General features: G+C 41.1%; 17 protein-coding genes and 4 tRNA genes. 11 read left to right on the top strand and 10 right to left on the bottom strand.

The genetic code is table 11. The annotated features are described in order from the left end of the window. The first annotated feature begins 2 nt into the window (after positions 1-2). The 4 genes from arsC (at position 3) to ABJD64_RS00090 (ending at position 950) form a co-directional block, all read left to right on the top strand. Complete coding sequence (gene arsC / locus ABJD64_RS00105) at positions 3-344, top strand: arsenate reductase (glutaredoxin) (RefSeq protein WP_348182003.1); 342 nt, start codon at positions 3-5, stop codon at positions 342-344. Positions 345-552: 208 nt separating this feature from the next. Continuing rightward, positions 553-639, top strand: a tRNA-Ser gene (locus tag ABJD64_RS00100). 73 nt (positions 640-712) lie between these two features. After that, positions 713-786, top strand: a tRNA-Arg gene (locus tag ABJD64_RS00095). Between the two features lie 90 nt (positions 787-876). After that, positions 877-950: transfer RNA gene (locus ABJD64_RS00090), tRNA-Pro, on the top strand. Between the two features lie 318 nt (positions 951-1,268). Here the strand turns inward: ABJD64_RS00090 and ABJD64_RS00085 are convergent. Continuing rightward, positions 1,269-1,736 carry a hypothetical protein gene (locus ABJD64_RS00085; RefSeq protein WP_348182002.1) on the bottom strand — a complete coding sequence of 156 codons (468 nt, stop codon included), beginning with the start codon at positions 1,734-1,736 and terminating at the stop codon, positions 1,269-1,271. A 284-nt stretch (positions 1,737-2,020) separates the two neighbouring features. Here ABJD64_RS00085 and ffh point away from each other — a divergent pair, with 284 nt between their 5' ends. Together ffh and ABJD64_RS00075 are read left to right on the top strand one after the other, a co-directional pair. Beyond that, positions 2,021-3,349 (top strand): signal recognition particle protein, encoded by a 1,329-nt coding sequence (gene ffh / locus ABJD64_RS00080; protein ID WP_348182001.1) that lies wholly within the window; start codon positions 2,021-2,023, stop codon positions 3,347-3,349. A 3-nt stretch (positions 3,350-3,352) separates the two neighbouring features. Continuing rightward, complete coding sequence (locus tag ABJD64_RS00075; RefSeq protein ID WP_348182000.1) at positions 3,353-4,039, top strand: class I SAM-dependent methyltransferase; 687 nt, start codon at positions 3,353-3,355, stop codon at positions 4,037-4,039. On the opposite strand, the gene ABJD64_RS00070 is transcribed toward ABJD64_RS00075, so the two are convergent. The 4 genes from ABJD64_RS00070 to ABJD64_RS00055 form a co-directional block, all read right to left on the bottom strand. Continuing rightward, positions 4,026-5,366: an MATE family efflux transporter gene (locus tag ABJD64_RS00070; RefSeq protein WP_348181999.1), complete on the bottom strand. Its 1,341-nt coding sequence runs from the start codon at positions 5,364-5,366 to the stop codon at positions 4,026-4,028. The two genes, ABJD64_RS00075 and ABJD64_RS00070, sit on opposite strands and share 14 nt — an antisense overlap. Positions 5,367-5,407: 41 nt before the next feature. After that, the gene (locus tag ABJD64_RS00065; protein WP_348181998.1) at positions 5,408-5,992 is read right to left on the bottom strand and encodes an NUDIX hydrolase; all 585 of its coding nucleotides are present in this window, start codon (positions 5,990-5,992) and stop codon (positions 5,408-5,410) included. A 56-nt stretch (positions 5,993-6,048) separates the two neighbouring features. Further along, the gene (locus tag ABJD64_RS00060; RefSeq protein WP_348181997.1) at positions 6,049-6,639 is read right to left on the bottom strand and encodes a TIGR00645 family protein; all 591 of its coding nucleotides are present in this window, start codon (positions 6,637-6,639) and stop codon (positions 6,049-6,051) included. A 130-nt stretch (positions 6,640-6,769) separates the two neighbouring features. Continuing rightward, positions 6,770-7,183, bottom strand: coding sequence for an RDD family protein (locus tag ABJD64_RS00055; protein WP_348181996.1), 414 nt, complete (start codon positions 7,181-7,183; stop codon positions 6,770-6,772). 97 nt (positions 7,184-7,280) lie between these two features. Here ABJD64_RS00055 and ABJD64_RS00050 point away from each other — a divergent pair, with 97 nt between their 5' ends. Both ABJD64_RS00050 and ABJD64_RS00045 read left to right on the top strand, forming a co-directional pair. After that, positions 7,281-8,291, top strand: coding sequence for an SRPBCC family protein (locus ABJD64_RS00050; protein WP_348181995.1), 1,011 nt, complete (start codon positions 7,281-7,283; stop codon positions 8,289-8,291). Between the two features lie 201 nt (positions 8,292-8,492). Further along, a complete protein-coding gene (locus ABJD64_RS00045) occupies positions 8,493-9,875 on the top strand; it encodes a sodium-dependent transporter (RefSeq protein WP_348181994.1) in 1,383 nt (460 codons plus the stop codon). A gap of 106 nt (positions 9,876-9,981) precedes the next feature. On the opposite strand, the gene ABJD64_RS00040 is transcribed toward ABJD64_RS00045, so the two are convergent. The 3 genes from ABJD64_RS00040 to ABJD64_RS00030 all read right to left on the bottom strand — a co-directional run bounded on the left by ABJD64_RS00040 (position 9,982) and on the right by ABJD64_RS00030 (position 13,443). Then, positions 9,982-10,836: a transglutaminase-like domain-containing protein gene (locus ABJD64_RS00040; RefSeq protein WP_348181993.1), complete on the bottom strand. Its 855-nt coding sequence runs from the start codon at positions 10,834-10,836 to the stop codon at positions 9,982-9,984. Between the two features lie 99 nt (positions 10,837-10,935). Beyond that, positions 10,936-12,564: an acyl-CoA carboxylase subunit beta gene (locus ABJD64_RS00035; protein ID WP_348181992.1), complete on the bottom strand. Its 1,629-nt coding sequence runs from the start codon at positions 12,562-12,564 to the stop codon at positions 10,936-10,938. A 78-nt stretch (positions 12,565-12,642) separates the two neighbouring features. After that, positions 12,643-13,443 carry a DUF4344 domain-containing metallopeptidase gene (locus ABJD64_RS00030; RefSeq protein ID WP_348181991.1) on the bottom strand — a complete coding sequence of 267 codons (801 nt, stop codon included), beginning with the start codon at positions 13,441-13,443 and terminating at the stop codon, positions 12,643-12,645. 62 nt (positions 13,444-13,505) lie between these two features. Here ABJD64_RS00030 and ABJD64_RS00025 point away from each other — a divergent pair, with 62 nt between their 5' ends. The 3 genes from ABJD64_RS00025 to ABJD64_RS00015 all read left to right on the top strand — a co-directional run bounded on the left by ABJD64_RS00025 (position 13,506) and on the right by ABJD64_RS00015 (position 15,047). Next, positions 13,506-13,913 (top strand): thioesterase family protein, encoded by a 408-nt coding sequence (locus tag ABJD64_RS00025; RefSeq protein WP_348181990.1) that lies wholly within the window; start codon positions 13,506-13,508, stop codon positions 13,911-13,913. Further along, positions 13,910-14,872, top strand: a complete 963-nt coding sequence (locus tag ABJD64_RS00020; protein ID WP_348181989.1) for a YihY/virulence factor BrkB family protein — start codon at positions 13,910-13,912, stop codon at positions 14,870-14,872. The genes ABJD64_RS00025 and ABJD64_RS00020 overlap by 4 nt, the downstream gene beginning before the upstream one ends. 90 nt (positions 14,873-14,962) lie before the next feature. Further along, positions 14,963-15,047 (top strand) — tRNA-Ser (locus ABJD64_RS00015). 174 nt (positions 15,048-15,221) lie between these two features. On the opposite strand, the gene ABJD64_RS00010 is transcribed toward ABJD64_RS00015, so the two are convergent. Together ABJD64_RS00010 and ABJD64_RS00005 are read right to left on the bottom strand one after the other, a co-directional pair. Beyond that, the gene (locus ABJD64_RS00010) at positions 15,222-16,340 is read right to left on the bottom strand and encodes a caspase family protein (RefSeq protein WP_348181988.1); all 1,119 of its coding nucleotides are present in this window, start codon (positions 16,338-16,340) and stop codon (positions 15,222-15,224) included. A gap of 4 nt (positions 16,341-16,344) precedes the next feature. Then, a partial coding sequence (locus ABJD64_RS00005) for a T9SS type A sorting domain-containing protein (protein ID WP_348181987.1) occupies positions 16,345-17,368 on the bottom strand: 1,024 nt, incomplete at its 5' end.

The following is a 17,368-nucleotide window of genomic DNA, read 5'->3' as shown; positions in this document are numbered from 1 at the left end:
TAATGACAAAAATCTATCACAATCCAAGATGCAGTAAAAGCCGACAAACACTGGCATTGTTAGAAGAAAAAGGCGAACAAATAGAAGTGATAGAATATCTGAAGTCATCACCCACCCAATCAGAGCTCGCCGAACTGGTGGCCATGTTGGGCATTCACCCGTTGGAGTTGGTCAGAAAAGGAGAGGCCATCTTTAAGGAACAATATAAAGGCAAGGAATTGAGTGAGACACAATGGATTGAAGCCATGGTTACGCATCCTATTTTGATAGAACGACCTGTGGTTGTGAAAAATGGAAAAGCCGCCATAGGCCGTCCTATAGAAAAAGTAATAGATATTCTCTAAATCACCGTTTCTCACTATCAGGTCGAGCCAACTGGGTGGTTTTTAAAAATAACCAAAATTTCTTGGGCTTTTTTCAAACAGCCGTTGGAGTTCTGAAATATGTTATGCTATATTTGCATCTCGTTTTTGAGGAGCACCAAAAAAACGAGAAGAAAAACGTTCTCAAGAGGTGAGATTTAGGTCCACTTCTACTAGTTTGGTATCCACTGGAGAGGTGGGTGAGTGGCTGAAACCACATGTTTGCTAAACATGCGTGCGAGAAATCGTACCGGGGGTTCGAATCCCCCTCTCTCCGCTAATAAGAGGCAGAAAGGACTAACAATCTGGATGCTTGAATATAAAAGAAAAATCTTTTATACAATAATTATGGTCTGCTAGCTCAACTGGATAGAGCAACTGCCTTCTAAGCAGTAGGTTTCAGGTTCGAGTCCTGAGCGGATCACTACCGGAGTTAAAAGCTTAAGGTAAAAAAGTTTAAAGTGATACATTCGCTTTTTTAACTTTTAACTTCATGCTTTAAACTTTCATTGATCGGGATGTAGCGCAGTCCGGTAGCGCACCTGGTTTGGGACCAGGGGGTCCCAGGTTCGAATCCTGGTATCCCGACTTCGAAAAAGCTCAGCAATTTGCTGGGCTTTTTTTGTTTAAACCATTCTCTATAAAAAGTCTTCTAAACAGATAGGTTTCAGCGGTTCGACGATTCAACGGTTCGACGCTGCGATCGGTAGCGAGTGCTTTCTAGTCCTGAACAGATCACAATATTACCGGTGACAATATACAGTTCAGGACGTAGCGAACATCGTCCGACATTTCGTCCTTGACACAATTGAGCAGCAAGGTATTGACCGTGTAACTGGCGTTTCACCAAAAAAAGCCACCCAAAAGAGTGACTTATATTTGCATATTTAATTTTGGTTTCTTTCGCTAGTCTATCCTTACCAAATAAACAGCTGCATCGTCATCCAATGGTCTGCCATCTTCATAGGCCACAAGTACATCATCTTCGAAAACCCAATATTCGTCGTCTCCCATTTGAAAAGAGTCTGAGTCATCAATATACAGCTCTCCCCTGCTATTGATATGCCACTCCGTATACTCTACCTCTTCAACGCCAAAGGCGGAAACATATATTTTACATTCATGATTCTCTCGAAAGATGATTTCAATGTCTATATCATCCAATATACCTTCTACCAGGTTACCAGTAGCTCGAAGTATGAGCCTGGCAAAGGCATTATCTTCCTCCCGAATCTCTTCTTCAAATACATCATCGCTTAATGATATTTTCATTTTCCAGACACCTTCAAGGTCACGTTCCTTAACTCTCCAGCTTTGTGCATTGACCGACTGTACTCCAATCAGCAGGCCAACTAGTATAATAAGTTTATTCATGAGTTTTTGATTTAAGTTTCACTATTGTGTTATACAAGGTACAATCTTTTATATAATACTGACCCAACATACAAAAAGTTACATTTTCTCAAAAAATCCGTATCTCACCATTAGCAAGCAACATTCAACAATTCTCTTTCTATCATTGCAATGGAATTATTAGCTTTGCAAAATATTTACAAGGAATCCATGAGACAATTATGCCAAAAGTGCCATTTTATGCACCAGGTGTAACGTTTGATATGGCTTCTAAAACAGACCCTATATAATACGAATCAAGAATTATGTTTGATAATCTTAGTGTAAAGCTCGATCAGGCCTTTAAAAACCTAAAGGGACAGGGAAGAATCACAGAAATAAATGTCGCCACCACCGTTAAGGAAATCCGCCGGGCGCTGATAGATGCCGATGTAAACTTTAAAGTGGCCAAGGAAGTCACCGATTCTATTAAAGAAAAAGCCTTAGGACAAGATGTATTGATTGCTGTTTCGCCTGGTCAACTTTTGACTAAGATCGTATCGGAAGAGTTGACTGAATTGATGGGTGGTCGAAGTGAAGAAATCAATCTCAAGGGTGATCCAAATGTGATATTGATCTCCGGGCTTCAGGGTTCTGGTAAGACTACCTTTTCCGGGAAGCTGGCAAGTCACCTCAAAACACAAAACAGAAATGTGTTGCTTGTGGCCTGTGACATCTACAGACCTGCCGCAATAGACCAATTAAAGGTCTTAGGTGAGCAGATAGACGTTGATGTCTATGCCGAGCCAGACAATAAGGATGCTTTAAAAATCGCTAAAAACGCGCTTAAATACGCAAAAGACAATAACAAGAAGACTATCATCGTGGATACCGCCGGTCGATTGGCTGTGGACGAACAGATGATGAATGAAATTGAGGGTCTCAAAAAAGGCCTCAACCCGGCAGAGACACTGTTTGTAGTGGATTCCATGACTGGTCAGGATGCAGTGAATACAGCCAAGACTTTCAACGACCGATTGGATTTTAACGGAGTGGTATTGACCAAACTTGACGGTGATACCAGAGGTGGAGCTGCCTTGACCATTCGTAAGGTAGTTGACAAGCCTATCAAATTTATCAGCTCCGGCGAGAAAATGGACGCACTCGATGTCTTCCACCCAGATCGGATGGCCAACAGGATTCTTGGTATGGGAGATGTGGTGTCTTTGGTTGAAAAAGCACAAAACACCTTTGACGAAGAAGAAGCGAAAAGAATTCAAAAGAAAATCCGAAAGAATCAATTCGGGTTCGATGACTTCTTGTCCCAACTTGAGCAAATCAAGAAGATGGGTAATCTAAAGGACCTTATGGGAATGATTCCTGGTGTAGGCAAAGCCATCAAAGACATAGATATTGACGATGATTCTTTAAAGCCAATCGAAGCAATCATCAAATCAATGACTATGAAGGAAAGAGAAGAGCCAGATATTCTAAACGGTAGCCGAAAGCAAAGAATTGCTACTGGAAGTGGTACCTCTATTCAGGAGGTCAATCAATTACTTAAGCAGTTTGATCAGATGCGCAAGATGATGAAAACCATGAACAAAATGGGAGGTGCCAAACGTGCACTGTCTGGCATGAACATGTTTAAATAAGTCGTGAAAGACGTATACGGTGAAGCAATCTTTGATTTCTATAAAGGAGATCATTCTGTCGTTCTGACAACTCATAATACCTACGGCGAACCAGAAGAAATGCCTGTTGAAGTCTTTTTTCGCGACCATCAGGACTTTACAGAGCTCGAAAACCTCGCTATTACCAGCTGTGAAGGTAAAATATTAGATGTTGGTGCAGGAGCCGGTGCACATGCACTATTTATGCAGGCCTTTGAAATGGATGTGACTGCATTGGAAAACTCTCCTGGCTGCATAGAAACACTAAAACACTCGGGTATGGAAAAAATGGTAAATCAGGACTTCTATGCCTATGAAAGTAAATATGACACCCTGCTTTTTATGATGAATGGACTTGGAATAGCAGGAAAGCTCGCAAGCCTACCCTTCTTCTTCAGTCATTGCAAAAAACTATTAAATCCTGGTGGACAAATTATATTAGATTCTTCTGATATCTCATACCTGTACGAAGAAGGTGTAGCCAAGCCAAATCACTATTTCGGAGAAATCCAATACCAATATGAGTACAAAGGCAAAAAGGGCGAATGGTTTGACTGGCTTTATGTCGATTCAAAATCACTCGTGCAAGAAACAAAGGAGTTGGACCTTCACACAGAAATTCTGATGACAGATGAGTATGACCAATACCTTGCCCGTGTTACCGGTTTTTGACAATAAAGTACTTAGAAAGCAAATGAAACCGAATAAGATGGAGAATAGCAGCTATCGTCAGTCCTATCAGTAGTGCTATCCATATACCAATTGCCCCCCAATCCAGGTAAATGCCAAAAAGATAAGCCAAAGGTATGGCCATAAGCCAATAAGCGAACAAAGTCACAAGCGTAGGAACTTTCACATCTGCTATTCCGCGAAGCACGCCGAGTCCAACGGCCTGTACACCATCTGATATTTGAAAAAAAGCCGCAATTATCAGTAAGCTTCCCGCCATTTGAATTACGACCGGATCCTTAATGTACCAGGTTGGCAGATAGGTATTGCCCATAATAAAAACGGCTCCGAAAAAGGCCATCATAATAGCAACCATAGCAAAACAAGTCAGTCCCGCCCGACGAAGAGTTGTATAATCCTTTCTACCCAACTGATTACCAGTACGAATAGCTCCTGCCGCTGATATACCTGTAGCTATCATATAGGTAATAGCTGAAAGGTTGAGTGCGATCTGATGCGCAGCCAGTGCCTCTGCTCCTATCCAGCCAACCATGACAGCCGCCATGCTGAATGCACCAATTTCAAAAATGTACTGCATTCCTGAGGGTATGCCGATATGGAGTATTTTCTTCATTACTGCTGCATGAAGCTTAATTTTAGTCCAAAGGATAACATAGCGACGGAGCTTTCCATAACTCAAAACGAAAATTACCATGGCTATTGCCATGATGATTCTTGATATCAAGCTGGCCCAGCCTGCACCCACCATTCCAAGCTCTGGCATACCCATCTCACCATAGATGAGACCATAGTTAAAGAAAACGTTAAGTACATTACCAGAAATCGATATATACATAGCCTGGCGGGTCATTGACAGTCCTTCCGTAAACTGGCGAAAGGCCTGAAAAACCATCAACGGTAAAAGGCTAAATACCAAGGTATAGAAATATGGAAGTGCACCTGCCAATACCTGAGGATCCTGATCTAGAAACACAAGACCTTTTCCGATCAGCAGTCCCATCAACACCAACATAATTCCCAATACGGTATTGAGAAACACTCCGTGCTTAAATATCTTAGCGCCAGATCGTTTATCATTTGCTCCATCTGCAGCAGCAACTAGTGGGGTCATACCATATGATACTCCAATACCAAAAAGCATGATGATGGAGAAAACGCTATTCGCTAATGATACAGAAGCTAATGGAACAGTTCCAAGTCTGCCTACCATCATACTGTCGGCTACTGCAACCAGTATATGTCCCATTTGACTGAGCATTACTGGATAAGCAAGGGTAATATTCTTCCGGAAATGTTCTTTAAGGGTCAATTGATTAATTGGTTTAATTGTTGTTTAACTACAAGCCGGTTTTACTGCACTTTATCAAACAGGGTCAGGTTACCTTCATCCAGCAGTATTTTTACTTTTAACAAGCCTGCAATGCTTAAACTATCGGTAATTTCATTGTTCATGACCATCTGAATAGCCTCATCCAGCTTCATTTTTTTTATTTGGATGTCTTCTGTTTCTTCAAATTCCGTCTCTCCTTGGGTTAGTCCAGTAGCCACAAATACAAAACCTTCTTCATCTGTGGCAGAATTAGAAGTATGAATTCTAAGAACGTTTATCCAGTTTGATGCTTCAAGGCCAGTTTCTTCCTTAAGTTCACGTTTAGCAGATTCTAGGAAATCAACTTCAATAGCTCCCCCTCCCATAGGGATTTCCCAGGAATATTCGTCGAGGGTATACCTATATTGGCCTACGAGCCAAGTGTTCATATCTGAATCTAAGGGTATTACACCTAGTGCCTTATTCTTAAAATGTACTTTCCCATATATCCCTTCATTTCCTGATGGGTTCAACACTTTATGCTCCTCCACACTGATCCAGGCATTTTCATAAACCCTTTCGCCTGAAAGTTTTTCCCATGGGTTTTTAGCTTGTTTTTGTTGCATAGTCATAAAAAAAGGCACCCTTTTGAGGTGCCTTCAATTTCTTAATTTAGAAAATATCAAACTTCCTCTTTATGTTCATCCTCTTTTTCATCGTGTCCACCGTGTCCGGTTAATCCGTGAGGATAAGAATGGATAATCTTTTCAGTATACCCTAACAGTAAGGCAGAAAAGATGAAGACCATATGAATAACAATTTCAATTATGATTCCTTCAGACCCTGCTTTTTCTGCAGCTTCCCTATAGTTTACAAATGTTTTCAATAGCTGTACCCCGGAAATAGAGGCTAATGACGTTGCTAACTTAATTTTCAACATACCAGCATCCAGTCCCTCAAGCCACAACGGCTTATCATCGTGCATATCCACATCGATTTTACTGGTAAATATGGAGTAACCACCAATGGTCACCATGACTACTAGGTTCATTACCATGGAAATATCTACCAAGCTAAGTAAAGTAAGCATCACCTTGGACTCAATATCTCCTCCAACAACTTGGTGATACATATGCGCTAGTTCCTGAAAGAATTTTGCCATATACAAGAATGCTCCAATGATGAGCCCTCCGTACATAGGTGCCTGCACCCATCTACTCCAAAAGATAAAACCTTCAAAAAAATTCTCGAATCTGTCAAAAATACTTTTCATACCTGATTAGTGCTAATGCGAATTGGTTTTAATACCTATTATAACAAGTCCTAAAATTAAAATTAATTTCCATACCGCATAAGGAATAGCGGACATTTTTTGTTCGAGCATTGTTAATTATGAGTTTTACCTAACTTATGCGTGAATTTACCACATCTACCACGTAGGTTTTGGCTATCACATCATGCAATCCTCTTCTATCACGTCTAACGTAGATCATCAAAAATCCCATGAAAAATAGCAATAAAGACAGATATTTTGTAATGATTCTTAGTAACGCTCTATAGAAGGTTGGACGATTTCCCTGCCCGTCTGTTACCTTGAGTTTAGCATACTTTTTACCCAAAGTAGCTTGCCAGGATGAGCTTTCCATAACCGCATGATATATGCAGATGACAGAAAAGAAAAGAGCGAGAAATATCACATCATTTTCTACAAAAATAAATAGTGGAACTACAGTAAACAGAAAGACAGTCATATCAATATTGAATGCCAGCAAACGCTGAGGAAAGGTGGCATATTTGACAGCACTGGAATCAGTCATTGTTCGTTTCTTGATAGTCGCTAAAAATCTCGATTAACGGTTTTGAATAGAAATTGCATTTTTTTATCTTGTCGGGACAAAACTAACACACCAAACAATGAAAATTCTAAAAAAGGTTCTTTTAGTGCTGGTTATCCTAATCGCATTAATTGCAGTAATTGCACTCATTCTTCCAAGTGAGGTGGCCGTAGAACGCAGCATCACAATCAATGCCAGTCCGGCATCCATTTATGAAGAAGTCGCCAATCTAAGAAAGACTGGCAAATGGTCTCCCTGGGATCTTAAAGATCCAAACATTACGTACGTTTTTTCTGGACCGGAATCAGGAGTTGGAGCAAAAAAGAAGTGGTCCAGCGAGCATGAAGAGGTTGGCAACGGCACTCAAGAGGTAATTGAAGCCATACCAAATCAAAAGGTTCGTACCGAATTGTATTTTGGAGGATTCGACGAGCCTAGTTATGCAAATTTTACTCTTGAAGAAAACGGTGATGCAACCGAGGTTACCTGGACATTGGAAGGAGACATGGGTAGCAACCCTATTTTTAAGATTATGGGCTTATTTATGGATTCCATGGTCGGACCCGCCTATGAAGAAGGACTTGCGAACTTAAAATCCAGAGTTGAGTCAAAACCTATATTTACAGCAGATATTTCCGTAACTACCGCCGAACCTATTAACTATCTGGCAATTCGGGAAACATTTGATGTCACGAACCCTGAGACGATTGGACCTCGAATGGGTGAAATATATGGTCAGTTGCTTGGCTACATCAACAAAAATGGCGTAATGGGTGCCGGTCAGCCTATGTCTGTGTACATAAACCTCAATGAAACTGGCTGGGAGGCCGATGTGGCCATTCCAGTGGCAGATCCCGGAGAAGTATCCGATGAAAGTATTTCTGTAGGACAAACTCCTGGTGGTAAAGTTGTGAAAGCTATTCACATGGGTGACTACAACAAATTGGATGATACACACAAGCAGCTACAGGCTTATATGCAGTTCAATGAGCTGGAAGCGAATGGACAGGGTTATGAAATCTATGTATCAGACCCCACAGAATCAGACACTTCGCAGTGGAGAACTGATGTCTATTATCCTATAAAATAAACATTAGAAAACGGTTTCAAAAGCTTACCGGATTCGTCACTTCGACCAATAGGAGAAGTCTCCTTCGGACTGCACTACCGATGAAGATATCTCGCTTCGCATCGATATGACGCTCGACTAACTTTTGAAACCGTTTTTTATTATCAGTAGTGAGCAAATTTCATTTGTCATACATGGCACCATTAACCAGAACACTCAAAAATGGCAGTAAGAGGTAATTTTTCAAGTAAACTAGGGTTTATCGCTGCTGCCGCGGGTTCGGCAGTTGGACTAGGCAATATCTGGGGATTTCCCTATGAGGCGGGCGCCGGCGGTGGAGCCATTTTCGTTCTTGTCTATTTGTTTTTTTGCTTTGCGTTATGTTTTCCAGTTATGCTTACTGAGCTGGCCATTGGAAGAAAATCGGGTCGAAATGCGGTTGGCGCATTCAATGCCCTCGGGCATCGAAAGTGGAACTTTATTGGAAAATTAGGGGTATTAAGCGGCGTTCTTATTTTATCATTTTATAATGTAATCGCCGGTTGGGCATTTGGCTATACCTTCGAAATGGCTGCAGGAAATTTTGCCATTACTGAAAGTTTTAGAGCATACACCACCGACATATTCGCTGTTGGAGGCTATGGATTGATGTTCATGATCTGCACGGCATTCATCGTATCAAAAGGTGTGTCAGCTGGAATCGAAAAAGCGGCCAAAATACTAATGCCCTTATTAATTGTGATGATGTTGTCCCTAATCATCTATGCGCTGTTCTTGCCCAACGCCATGGCTGGCATCAAATTCTTCCTACTTCCGGACTTTACGAAACTCAACCTTTCCGTTGTTTTCAATGCTATGGGGCAGGCTTTCTTTTCGCTTTCTTTAGGCATGGGCACTTTCATCACCTATGGTAGCTACATCAACAAAAAGGATAATCTGGTTACTTCAGCCGCTTTAATTACATTGACCGATGTGGGGATCGCTATTATAGCCGGATTAATGATTTTTCCCCTTATTGGATTTGTAAGTGGAGGAACTTTGTCAGGAGTCGGTCGGGGACCAGAGCTTATCTTTGTAACCCTACCCTATATCTTTGGAGAAATTGGAGGCTCTGCCGGTTCGATAGTGGGTATGGCCTTTTTCTCTCTACTTTGTTTTGCCGCTCTGACATCCACGGTATCTCTTCTGGAGGTTCCAGTGGCCTACGTGGTGGACGAGTTCAAAATGTCGAGAAAAAAAGCAGCTTGGCTCATGTCAGGAATAGTTTATCTCATTGGCATTCCTTCCCTCCTCGGCAACGGTTATTCAGCCTACTTTTCTGAATTTATCACCTATGTAAATGCGACTACATCAACAGATTTTCTAAATTTCATTGTAAACGTGGCCAATGATTCTTTCCTTCCATTGGGTGGCTCTCTCATGGTATTTTTTGCAGCGCACATTTGGAAAAAACAAAATCTGGACGCAGAAATTGCCATTGGATTCGAAGGGTATCAGGATTCATTCATTAGAAAATACCTGCAATTCGTCATTCCTTTTTTACTTCCAGCCACGCTCTTCATCATCTTCGCAATGATCGTGCTGGTCACATTTTTTGGGTTTTAACTGCAAGGTAATAGCCTATCGGGTTTAATTCCCCGATCCTTGGATCGAAGGTACTAGCCAATTCGAAAATTAATACCCCGTCAGCTTGCTGCAGGAATTATTTATTCTAGTACGACATTTCATCTACCGACTGCAGTAGCATTTTGATATCGTCGGCTTTTTTGTATTCGCCTAATTTTTCAAATGAAGAAATCAGATTGCGTAAAGCCCGCGCCACAATATCTACATGGCTACAAGGCTGGTAGTAAATATCATTCTTGGCCAACTTTAGCTGGTCGATATAATTGTTGATGTCATCCGTAGTAAAGATGATACCATTATTGAATACATTGATGTAGAACTGTGTCTGCTCTGTCTTATAGGTTACAATAAATAAGTTGGGAAGATTAACCCCATAGATTGGCATCTTAAGACGCTGAGCTAGAAGCATGTAAACCACACATAGACTCAGTGGATTTCCTCTTTTAGATTCCAACACCACATTGATCATGCCGTTGGCAGGTGAATGAAAATTCTTAGCGTTTGGCCTGAACTTCATCTTGTTGAAAAAGACATCATTGAGCACCTTTATCTGTTCCATTGGTGAAAGTTCCTCAGAGAATTCACGCCAAGCGTTGTGATAGTACTGCTCAAATTTGCGAGTAAGAAATTTCAGATTAAGGTCAGGGTATTGGTAATTGGCCACGAGCATCATACCCTCAAGTAGGTCCTCTGCCCCTGCCTCCTTCCAAGCCACTAGTTTTTCACTCAAAAGGTCATACTGCAAAGTATGAATAATGTCTTCAATTTTTTCTCTCACACGAGGAATCAAACTATTGTTCATCCATTCTTTCTCCAGGAATGGAATCACCTCGGTCCCTAAAGATGCGAGTTTTTCCTCCACATGTACGAGAATCTCATGATCGTCGTCCTCCAAAAGTGAAACCAATGCGCTAAGCTCTTTTTCGTTTATTTTTTTCAAAATAGTAGATTCCGAAATTGATATTTAAAATAACCAGTTGCTAAATTAAGATACAAAAAAAGACAATGAATTCATACTGACGTCAGGAGATTATTTGGTTTATGTCTGAATTACGCCCACGTTGAAGGGTTTCTCAATGGGCGCATGATCTGCGGCTTCAATACCCGTAGAAATGATCTTACGCGTCTCAAGAGGGTCTATTACACCGTCTACCCAAAGCCGTGAGGCCGCATAAAAAGGGCTCAGCTCTTCGTTGTACTTGTCTGTAATTTCTGCTAAAAATTTCTTCTGATCCTCTGCGGATACCTCCTGTCCCTTGGCCTTCATGGCAGAGACTTTTATTTGTAGTAATGTCTTGGAAGCAGATGCTCCACTCATTACGGCCAGCTGTGCAGTAGGCCATGCATAGATGAGTCTGGGATCATAAGCTTTACCACACATGGCGTAGTTCCCAGCACCATAGGAATTTCCCAGAATGAAGGTGAATTTGGGCACTACCGAATTGGCCATGGCATTCACCATTTTGGCGCCGTCTTTTATTATTCCTCCGTGTTCGGCTTTGCTTCCTACCATAAAACCACTCACATCATGCAAAAATACCAAGGGTATCTTGCGCTGATTGCAGTTCATAATAAATCGGGCTGACTTGTCGGCTGAATCCGAGTAGATCACACCACCCATTTGCATTTCGCCTTTTTTAGTCTTTACTACAGTACGCTGATTAGCCACAATACCTACCGCCCAACCATCTACACGGCCATATCCACATACGATTGACTGGCCATAGTCTGCTTTGTATTCATCAAATTCAGAATCGTCAGTCATTCGCTTGATGATCTCCCGCATTTCATAGGGCTTCACCCTATCTACTGGCAAGAGCCCGTAGATTTCTTTTTCGTCAAGTTTCGGTTTTTTAGGTTCTTCTCTATTAAAACCGGCCTTATCATAATCTCCTATCTTATCAAAGATTTTTTTTATGGCATCCAAACAATCCTGATCAGAATCGAATTTGTTGTCAGTTACACCGGAAATCTCGCAATGTGTAGTTGCACCTCCCAATGTCTCATTGTCAATTGTTTCACCAATAGCTGCTTTCACTAAGTAGCTCCCTGCAAGAAATATCGAACCGGTCTTATCAACGATCATAGCCTCGTCGGACATGATTGGCAAATAGGCCCCTCCGGCCACACAGCTCCCCATGATAGCTGCCACCTGTACGATACCCATGGAAGACATCATGGCATTGTTTCTGAATTGACGGCCAAAATGTTCTTTATCGGGAAAAATTTCGTTTTGCATAGGTAAGAACACCCCAGCGCTATCTACCAAGTAGATAATAGGCAGTCTGTTTTCCATCGCAATCTCCTGTGCACGTAGGTTTTTCTTTGCTGTGATAGGAAACCAAGCTCCGGCCTTTACTGTAGCATCGTTGGCGACTAGTACGCATTGCCTGCCTTTTACGTGGCCTATGCCAGTAACGACACCTCCTGAAGGACACCCTCCTTGTTCTGCATACATCCCGTCACCTACAAATGCTCCTACTTCAACAAAGTCCTTAGGGTCATCGATGAGGTAGTCGATGCGCTCACGGGCGGTCAACTTGCCTTTGGCATGCTGAGCCTCTATCTTCTTTTCGCCTCCTCCAAGCTTTACTTTCTTCGTTTTGTTTTTGAGTTGCGAAATCAGCTGTTTGTAGGCATCCTCGTTTTTGTTGAATTCTAGGTTCATGGGGTATGATGTTTGAAACAAAAATAGAAAAACCAGAGATTTAGCAGGGACTTAGGCTAACATTTAAATGTCTGATTTTCACTTATTAAAAAAATCTCTCCGCATATTCGACCGAAGTTTATGTTCCCAAAACATACTTCTCTCCAAATAATATTCTTTTGAAGATTTATCCAGCCATTTAATTTGCTCTACTTGATCCGATAATCTGGAATAAGATTTTTGTGCAGATCCATGCAATAAGACAATCATTTTTTGATATCGGATGTCGTCATCCGGATGGTTCTTGTATGATTTGCCAGGTTCGGATGTTGATTTGTTCTTAAAATGCAAAGCACTTATCATCAACACATGGTTCCATTTCTGTTCTCCTCTCCATATCATAGATAACGCGGCAAATTCATCGGCCATTATTTCGGATTGAAGCTCATTTGCTTCTCCAATTAAACCCAATTGATCTATCAACGCATGACCCATCTCGTGCCAGAAGGTGAACATGGTATTTTGAAAGACTCGGTTGGCGAAGGCCCTTTTTGATGTGGCTGCTTGTGGGTAATCATAGATCTTGTTATACAAAGACTCATAACATATGACCACAACCTGATCCCCAACCTGATAGCGGGAGTTGACAAAGCCGCATGATGCCACAACCACCTGAATAGGGTTCGGCCAATCATAGAGTTGTCTCAAAGAGCGAACCGACTCACCTAACATCCGGCGATGATTGGATTTTAAGGTTTTGTAAATAGGCTCATACTTGGCAGAAACGGGTTTCTCATATCGAACGGAAATTTTAGAAGCCTGTACGGAAACTGTCAGGCATCCAATGACAAGCATCAAAAGACCCATTTTTTTCAATCGAATTACTCCCAAATTGTTCATCTTTGTATAAGAAAAATGCAATATATTTCTGATTTATAGAATTAAAAATGACAAAGTTGTAAATGTTTGAAGCTCAAACCAGGACCCGAGTACGGTACTCAGAGACCGATCAGATGGGTTATGTGTATTATGGCAATTATGCTGCATATTATGAAATCGGTCGGGTGGAAACACTAAGACAATTGGGCTTTTCCTACAATGAAATGGAAAAAACCGGAGTGATGATGCCCGTCATCAACATGCAAACCAATTATCTACTTCCGGGAAAATATGATGAATTACTCACTATAAAGGTAAAAATCCCAATCTTTCCAAAAGCCAGGATTATATTTGAGTACGAAATCTTCAACGAAGAAGAAAAATTAATTAATACCGGTGAGACCACATTGGTCTTTATAAATATGGAAACCAACAGACCTTGCAGGGTTCCTGATGAATTGGTCAGATTTCTGGAACCTTATTTCTCATGAAAAGGAAAAACCTCCATAAGCACCTTCTCTATTACGATTGGTATTTAAAATTCATTCGCAGATTACAGCTGATCAAGCTCAACAAGCGTCAGACCACACTGTACAATACACTAGATCTATTTTTAGAAAATACGGCGAAGCATGGACTAATTACCAAAGCCAATGGCGTGGCCTTTAGCTTTACGCTTGCAATTTTTCCTTCTATTATTTTCATTTTTACATTGATCCCATACATTCATTCTGTTATTCCCCATATAGATACGGAGAGCATCATGAGTTTCCTGGCCAGTGTTATGCCTTCAGCCATGTATGAAGCTGCAGATGGCACGATCCATGACATTATTAGCAACAAGCGTCAGGGTTTACTCTCCTTTGGTGCACTCTTGGCACTTATTCTGGCTACTAATGGCATGCACAGTCTCATGAGTACCTTCAACAGAATCTACAGAACGAATGATAAGCGAGGCTTCTTTCGTACGAGGCTCATCGCAACGGGCCTAACCTTGGTGCTTTCCTCTGTTTTGTTTTTTTCAATCATTTTGATGGTTATTGGTAAGCTCGTGCTCAACTATCTATCAACCGAGGGACTTATTACGCAAGACTACATAATTTATCTATTGACTGCCTTAAAATATGGCGTGATTGTGATTGCTTTCTTTATAGCTATTTCTACCATTTATTACTTCGCTCCTGCTATTCATGACAGGTGGACTTTCTTTTCTTTTGGTGCCGTTTTTTCTGCTGTTGCCTGCGTAGCCACGTCCTATGCATTTTCGTTTTACATCAACAATTTTGCAAATTATAATAAGTTCTATGGCTCTCTCGGTATGTTGATCGCTTTGATGGTATGGTTGTACTTGCTCTCGCTTATTTTACTGGTAGGATTTGAGTACAATGCCAGTGTAGACCGAGCGGTACTTTCGGATAAAATCGAGACCACTACATCAATTTTTGACTAACTGAAAATATTTCCTAGCTGTCCCTTGTCAAAAAAAATTATTATTCTACATTTGCACTCCCATTCAACGGAATGGTGAAATAATCGACCCAGAGAAGTGGCAGAGTGGTCGAATGCACTGGTCTTGAAAACCAGCGTGCCGCAAGGTACCGGGGGTTCGAATCCCTCCTTCTCTGCAAAAAAAAAGCCAGACAGTTGTCTGGCTTTTTTCGTTTGAGCTGTCGGGATCCCCTGCAGGTCAGCCCGTCGCTAGATAATCCTGCCAGAACTATCCTAAACTCTGTCCTTCTCTGCAATGCAAAAAGGGTCTGATCAGACTTTTTGCATCTAATTGGTATGCTTAACGGAACCTATTCTTCTGTTCTTTTAATAAAAATAAAATCGCCTCCTTCGTCCCCAGCATTCTGTACTATACCGTATTGTGGAGTGGTATCACTATTATTCATGACGGCTATCTTAAAACTCGAAAACAGCTGACCGGCAGAAACGTACGTTTCTTCATTTTTTTCCAGTCGGTCAATCAGAAATTTCATAAAGACACTTTTGTCAGGTACTGCTGTGAGTGTACCGCTAGTCATGGCCTTTCTACTTGGCAATTTGTGCATTTTATTAGTTGCAGCGTCTGCACCAATTAAAACTGATCTGGACTTGAAAATAGATCCGCTGAAACAAGCATCTGCAATCAATAAGGTATGCCTTGAGTTGATCTCCTTTATATAATCTCGGAGTGCGCTATTTCTAAACCAATCTGCCTTTTTTCCCTCCTCAGCGTTGCTGGGCAACCAATAACCTATTTCAGCTTTTTCATCCCAAATACCATGACCTGCATAAAAAATAAGAACATTGTCCACAGGAGTTACCACACTGGTCAGATCATCCAGAGCGTTAATGATACTTTCTCTGGTGGCATCTAATACAAGAGTCACTCTTTCTGTATTGAATGCATATTGATCCACAAGGACCTCATACAATTTTTGAGCATCATCAATCGGGTAATCCAAATCAATAAAGGAAGAGTCCTTGTAATTTTCGATCCCTATAAGTAAAGCGTAATATTTGCCTCCATCGGGTGTCGCAACTTCATTTTGATATCTCACTAATTGAAACGAGGTGTCAGTTTTATTATCTTCTTTGTCAAGAACGGAAAAAACCAAATCATTTTCTCCTACACTTAAAGCCATATTGGTGATGAAATACCCGTCGGAACCGACATCAATCAATTCCTCATTCAGAGCAAGTTGTTTGACTCCCTCTGCGTCTTTTACAATTCCTTCAATTTCAACGAATTTCTTATCTACCCGCTTTAGTCCTCTGGATTTGGCGGTGAGGTCTTTGGGACTGACAATGGTGATTTCTGACGGACTATCAAATCCAAAATCTACGTACAGACCTTTGATGTTAGTCGTAACTTCCTGGGCTAAAGAGCCTCCCCAAATGAAGGCAAAAATGAGTACTAGATTCTTTTTCATATGGTTACTTACTAAATAATAATCTTTTGTTCATTAACTGGATCCCACTATCAGTGAGCAAAGTCACTTGTATCAGGTAAGTGCCTGCTTTGATATTAGTATTTACACCTTCTGTCAGATCAATGTTAAACTCATGGTAGCCTGTTGAATTTCGATTTATGATAGATTGGTAGACTTCTTTCCCAAGGATATTGTAAACATTAATCTGAACCATAGCATTGGCTCCAGTTATTGAAACAGGTATGGTCAAGATGTTGCTAAACGGATTGGGGAATGGATCGCCAACAAAATTTGATTCCAGATTCATATATTCGGTCATATTACTTTTAGAAGCGTAGAATAGTTTGAAAGGACGGCTAGTTTCTTCAAATTTAAACTGGTAGAAATTTCGTTTGCCCATATCGACTACCCTCTGGTCTTTCACATCCAGCAGCATCAAAGCGTAGTCCGAGCTTTCAAGGCCATAGTTGTCCCAACTCAAGGCGGTGAGTTCTCCGATTAGGTTGCTATTGACACTAAAATCCCAGGTAAACTGATCTGCGATGGGCACCACACTTTTGGTTATTTCATTTCCAAAGGAAATATCAAGATAGCTTGAAAGTCGCGGTAACATTTTCCAATCGTATGAATCTATTCCTGTTTCAGCTCCATCCTTCATAGAGATACTCGACACTTGATATACCATAGACTCATTTTTCAAACCGAGACCCAAGACCCAAGGCCCGAGACCAAAATTTTGAAGGTTATTTCTATTCTGAGTTTGTCGAATCCTTCCTGTCGAACTACTCCTGGCCGACACAGGAATTTGGATTTCCATGTCGGTCGATGAGTGTAACAGTGCCCCACCGTATTTGTTCAAGGTGGTCTGATCTGAATTGTACTGCCTATTTGTGTAGGTGACCAATTTCTCTACGGTCCGGCCATTGTTTGCATTGTAATCTATCACGGCTTGCCAATCGATAGCAAACGGATATGGATTACCGATCATATTCCAGTCGTTGGCTCGCAATTGTATGGTAAATGGTTCA

The organism is Reichenbachiella sp., from assembly GCF_039944555.1.
In the GTDB taxonomy this organism is placed as follows: domain Bacteria; phylum Bacteroidota; class Bacteroidia; order Cytophagales; family Cyclobacteriaceae; genus Reichenbachiella.
Note: the sequence above shows the minus strand (reverse complement) of the source record. Positions and strands in the feature narration are given on the sequence as shown.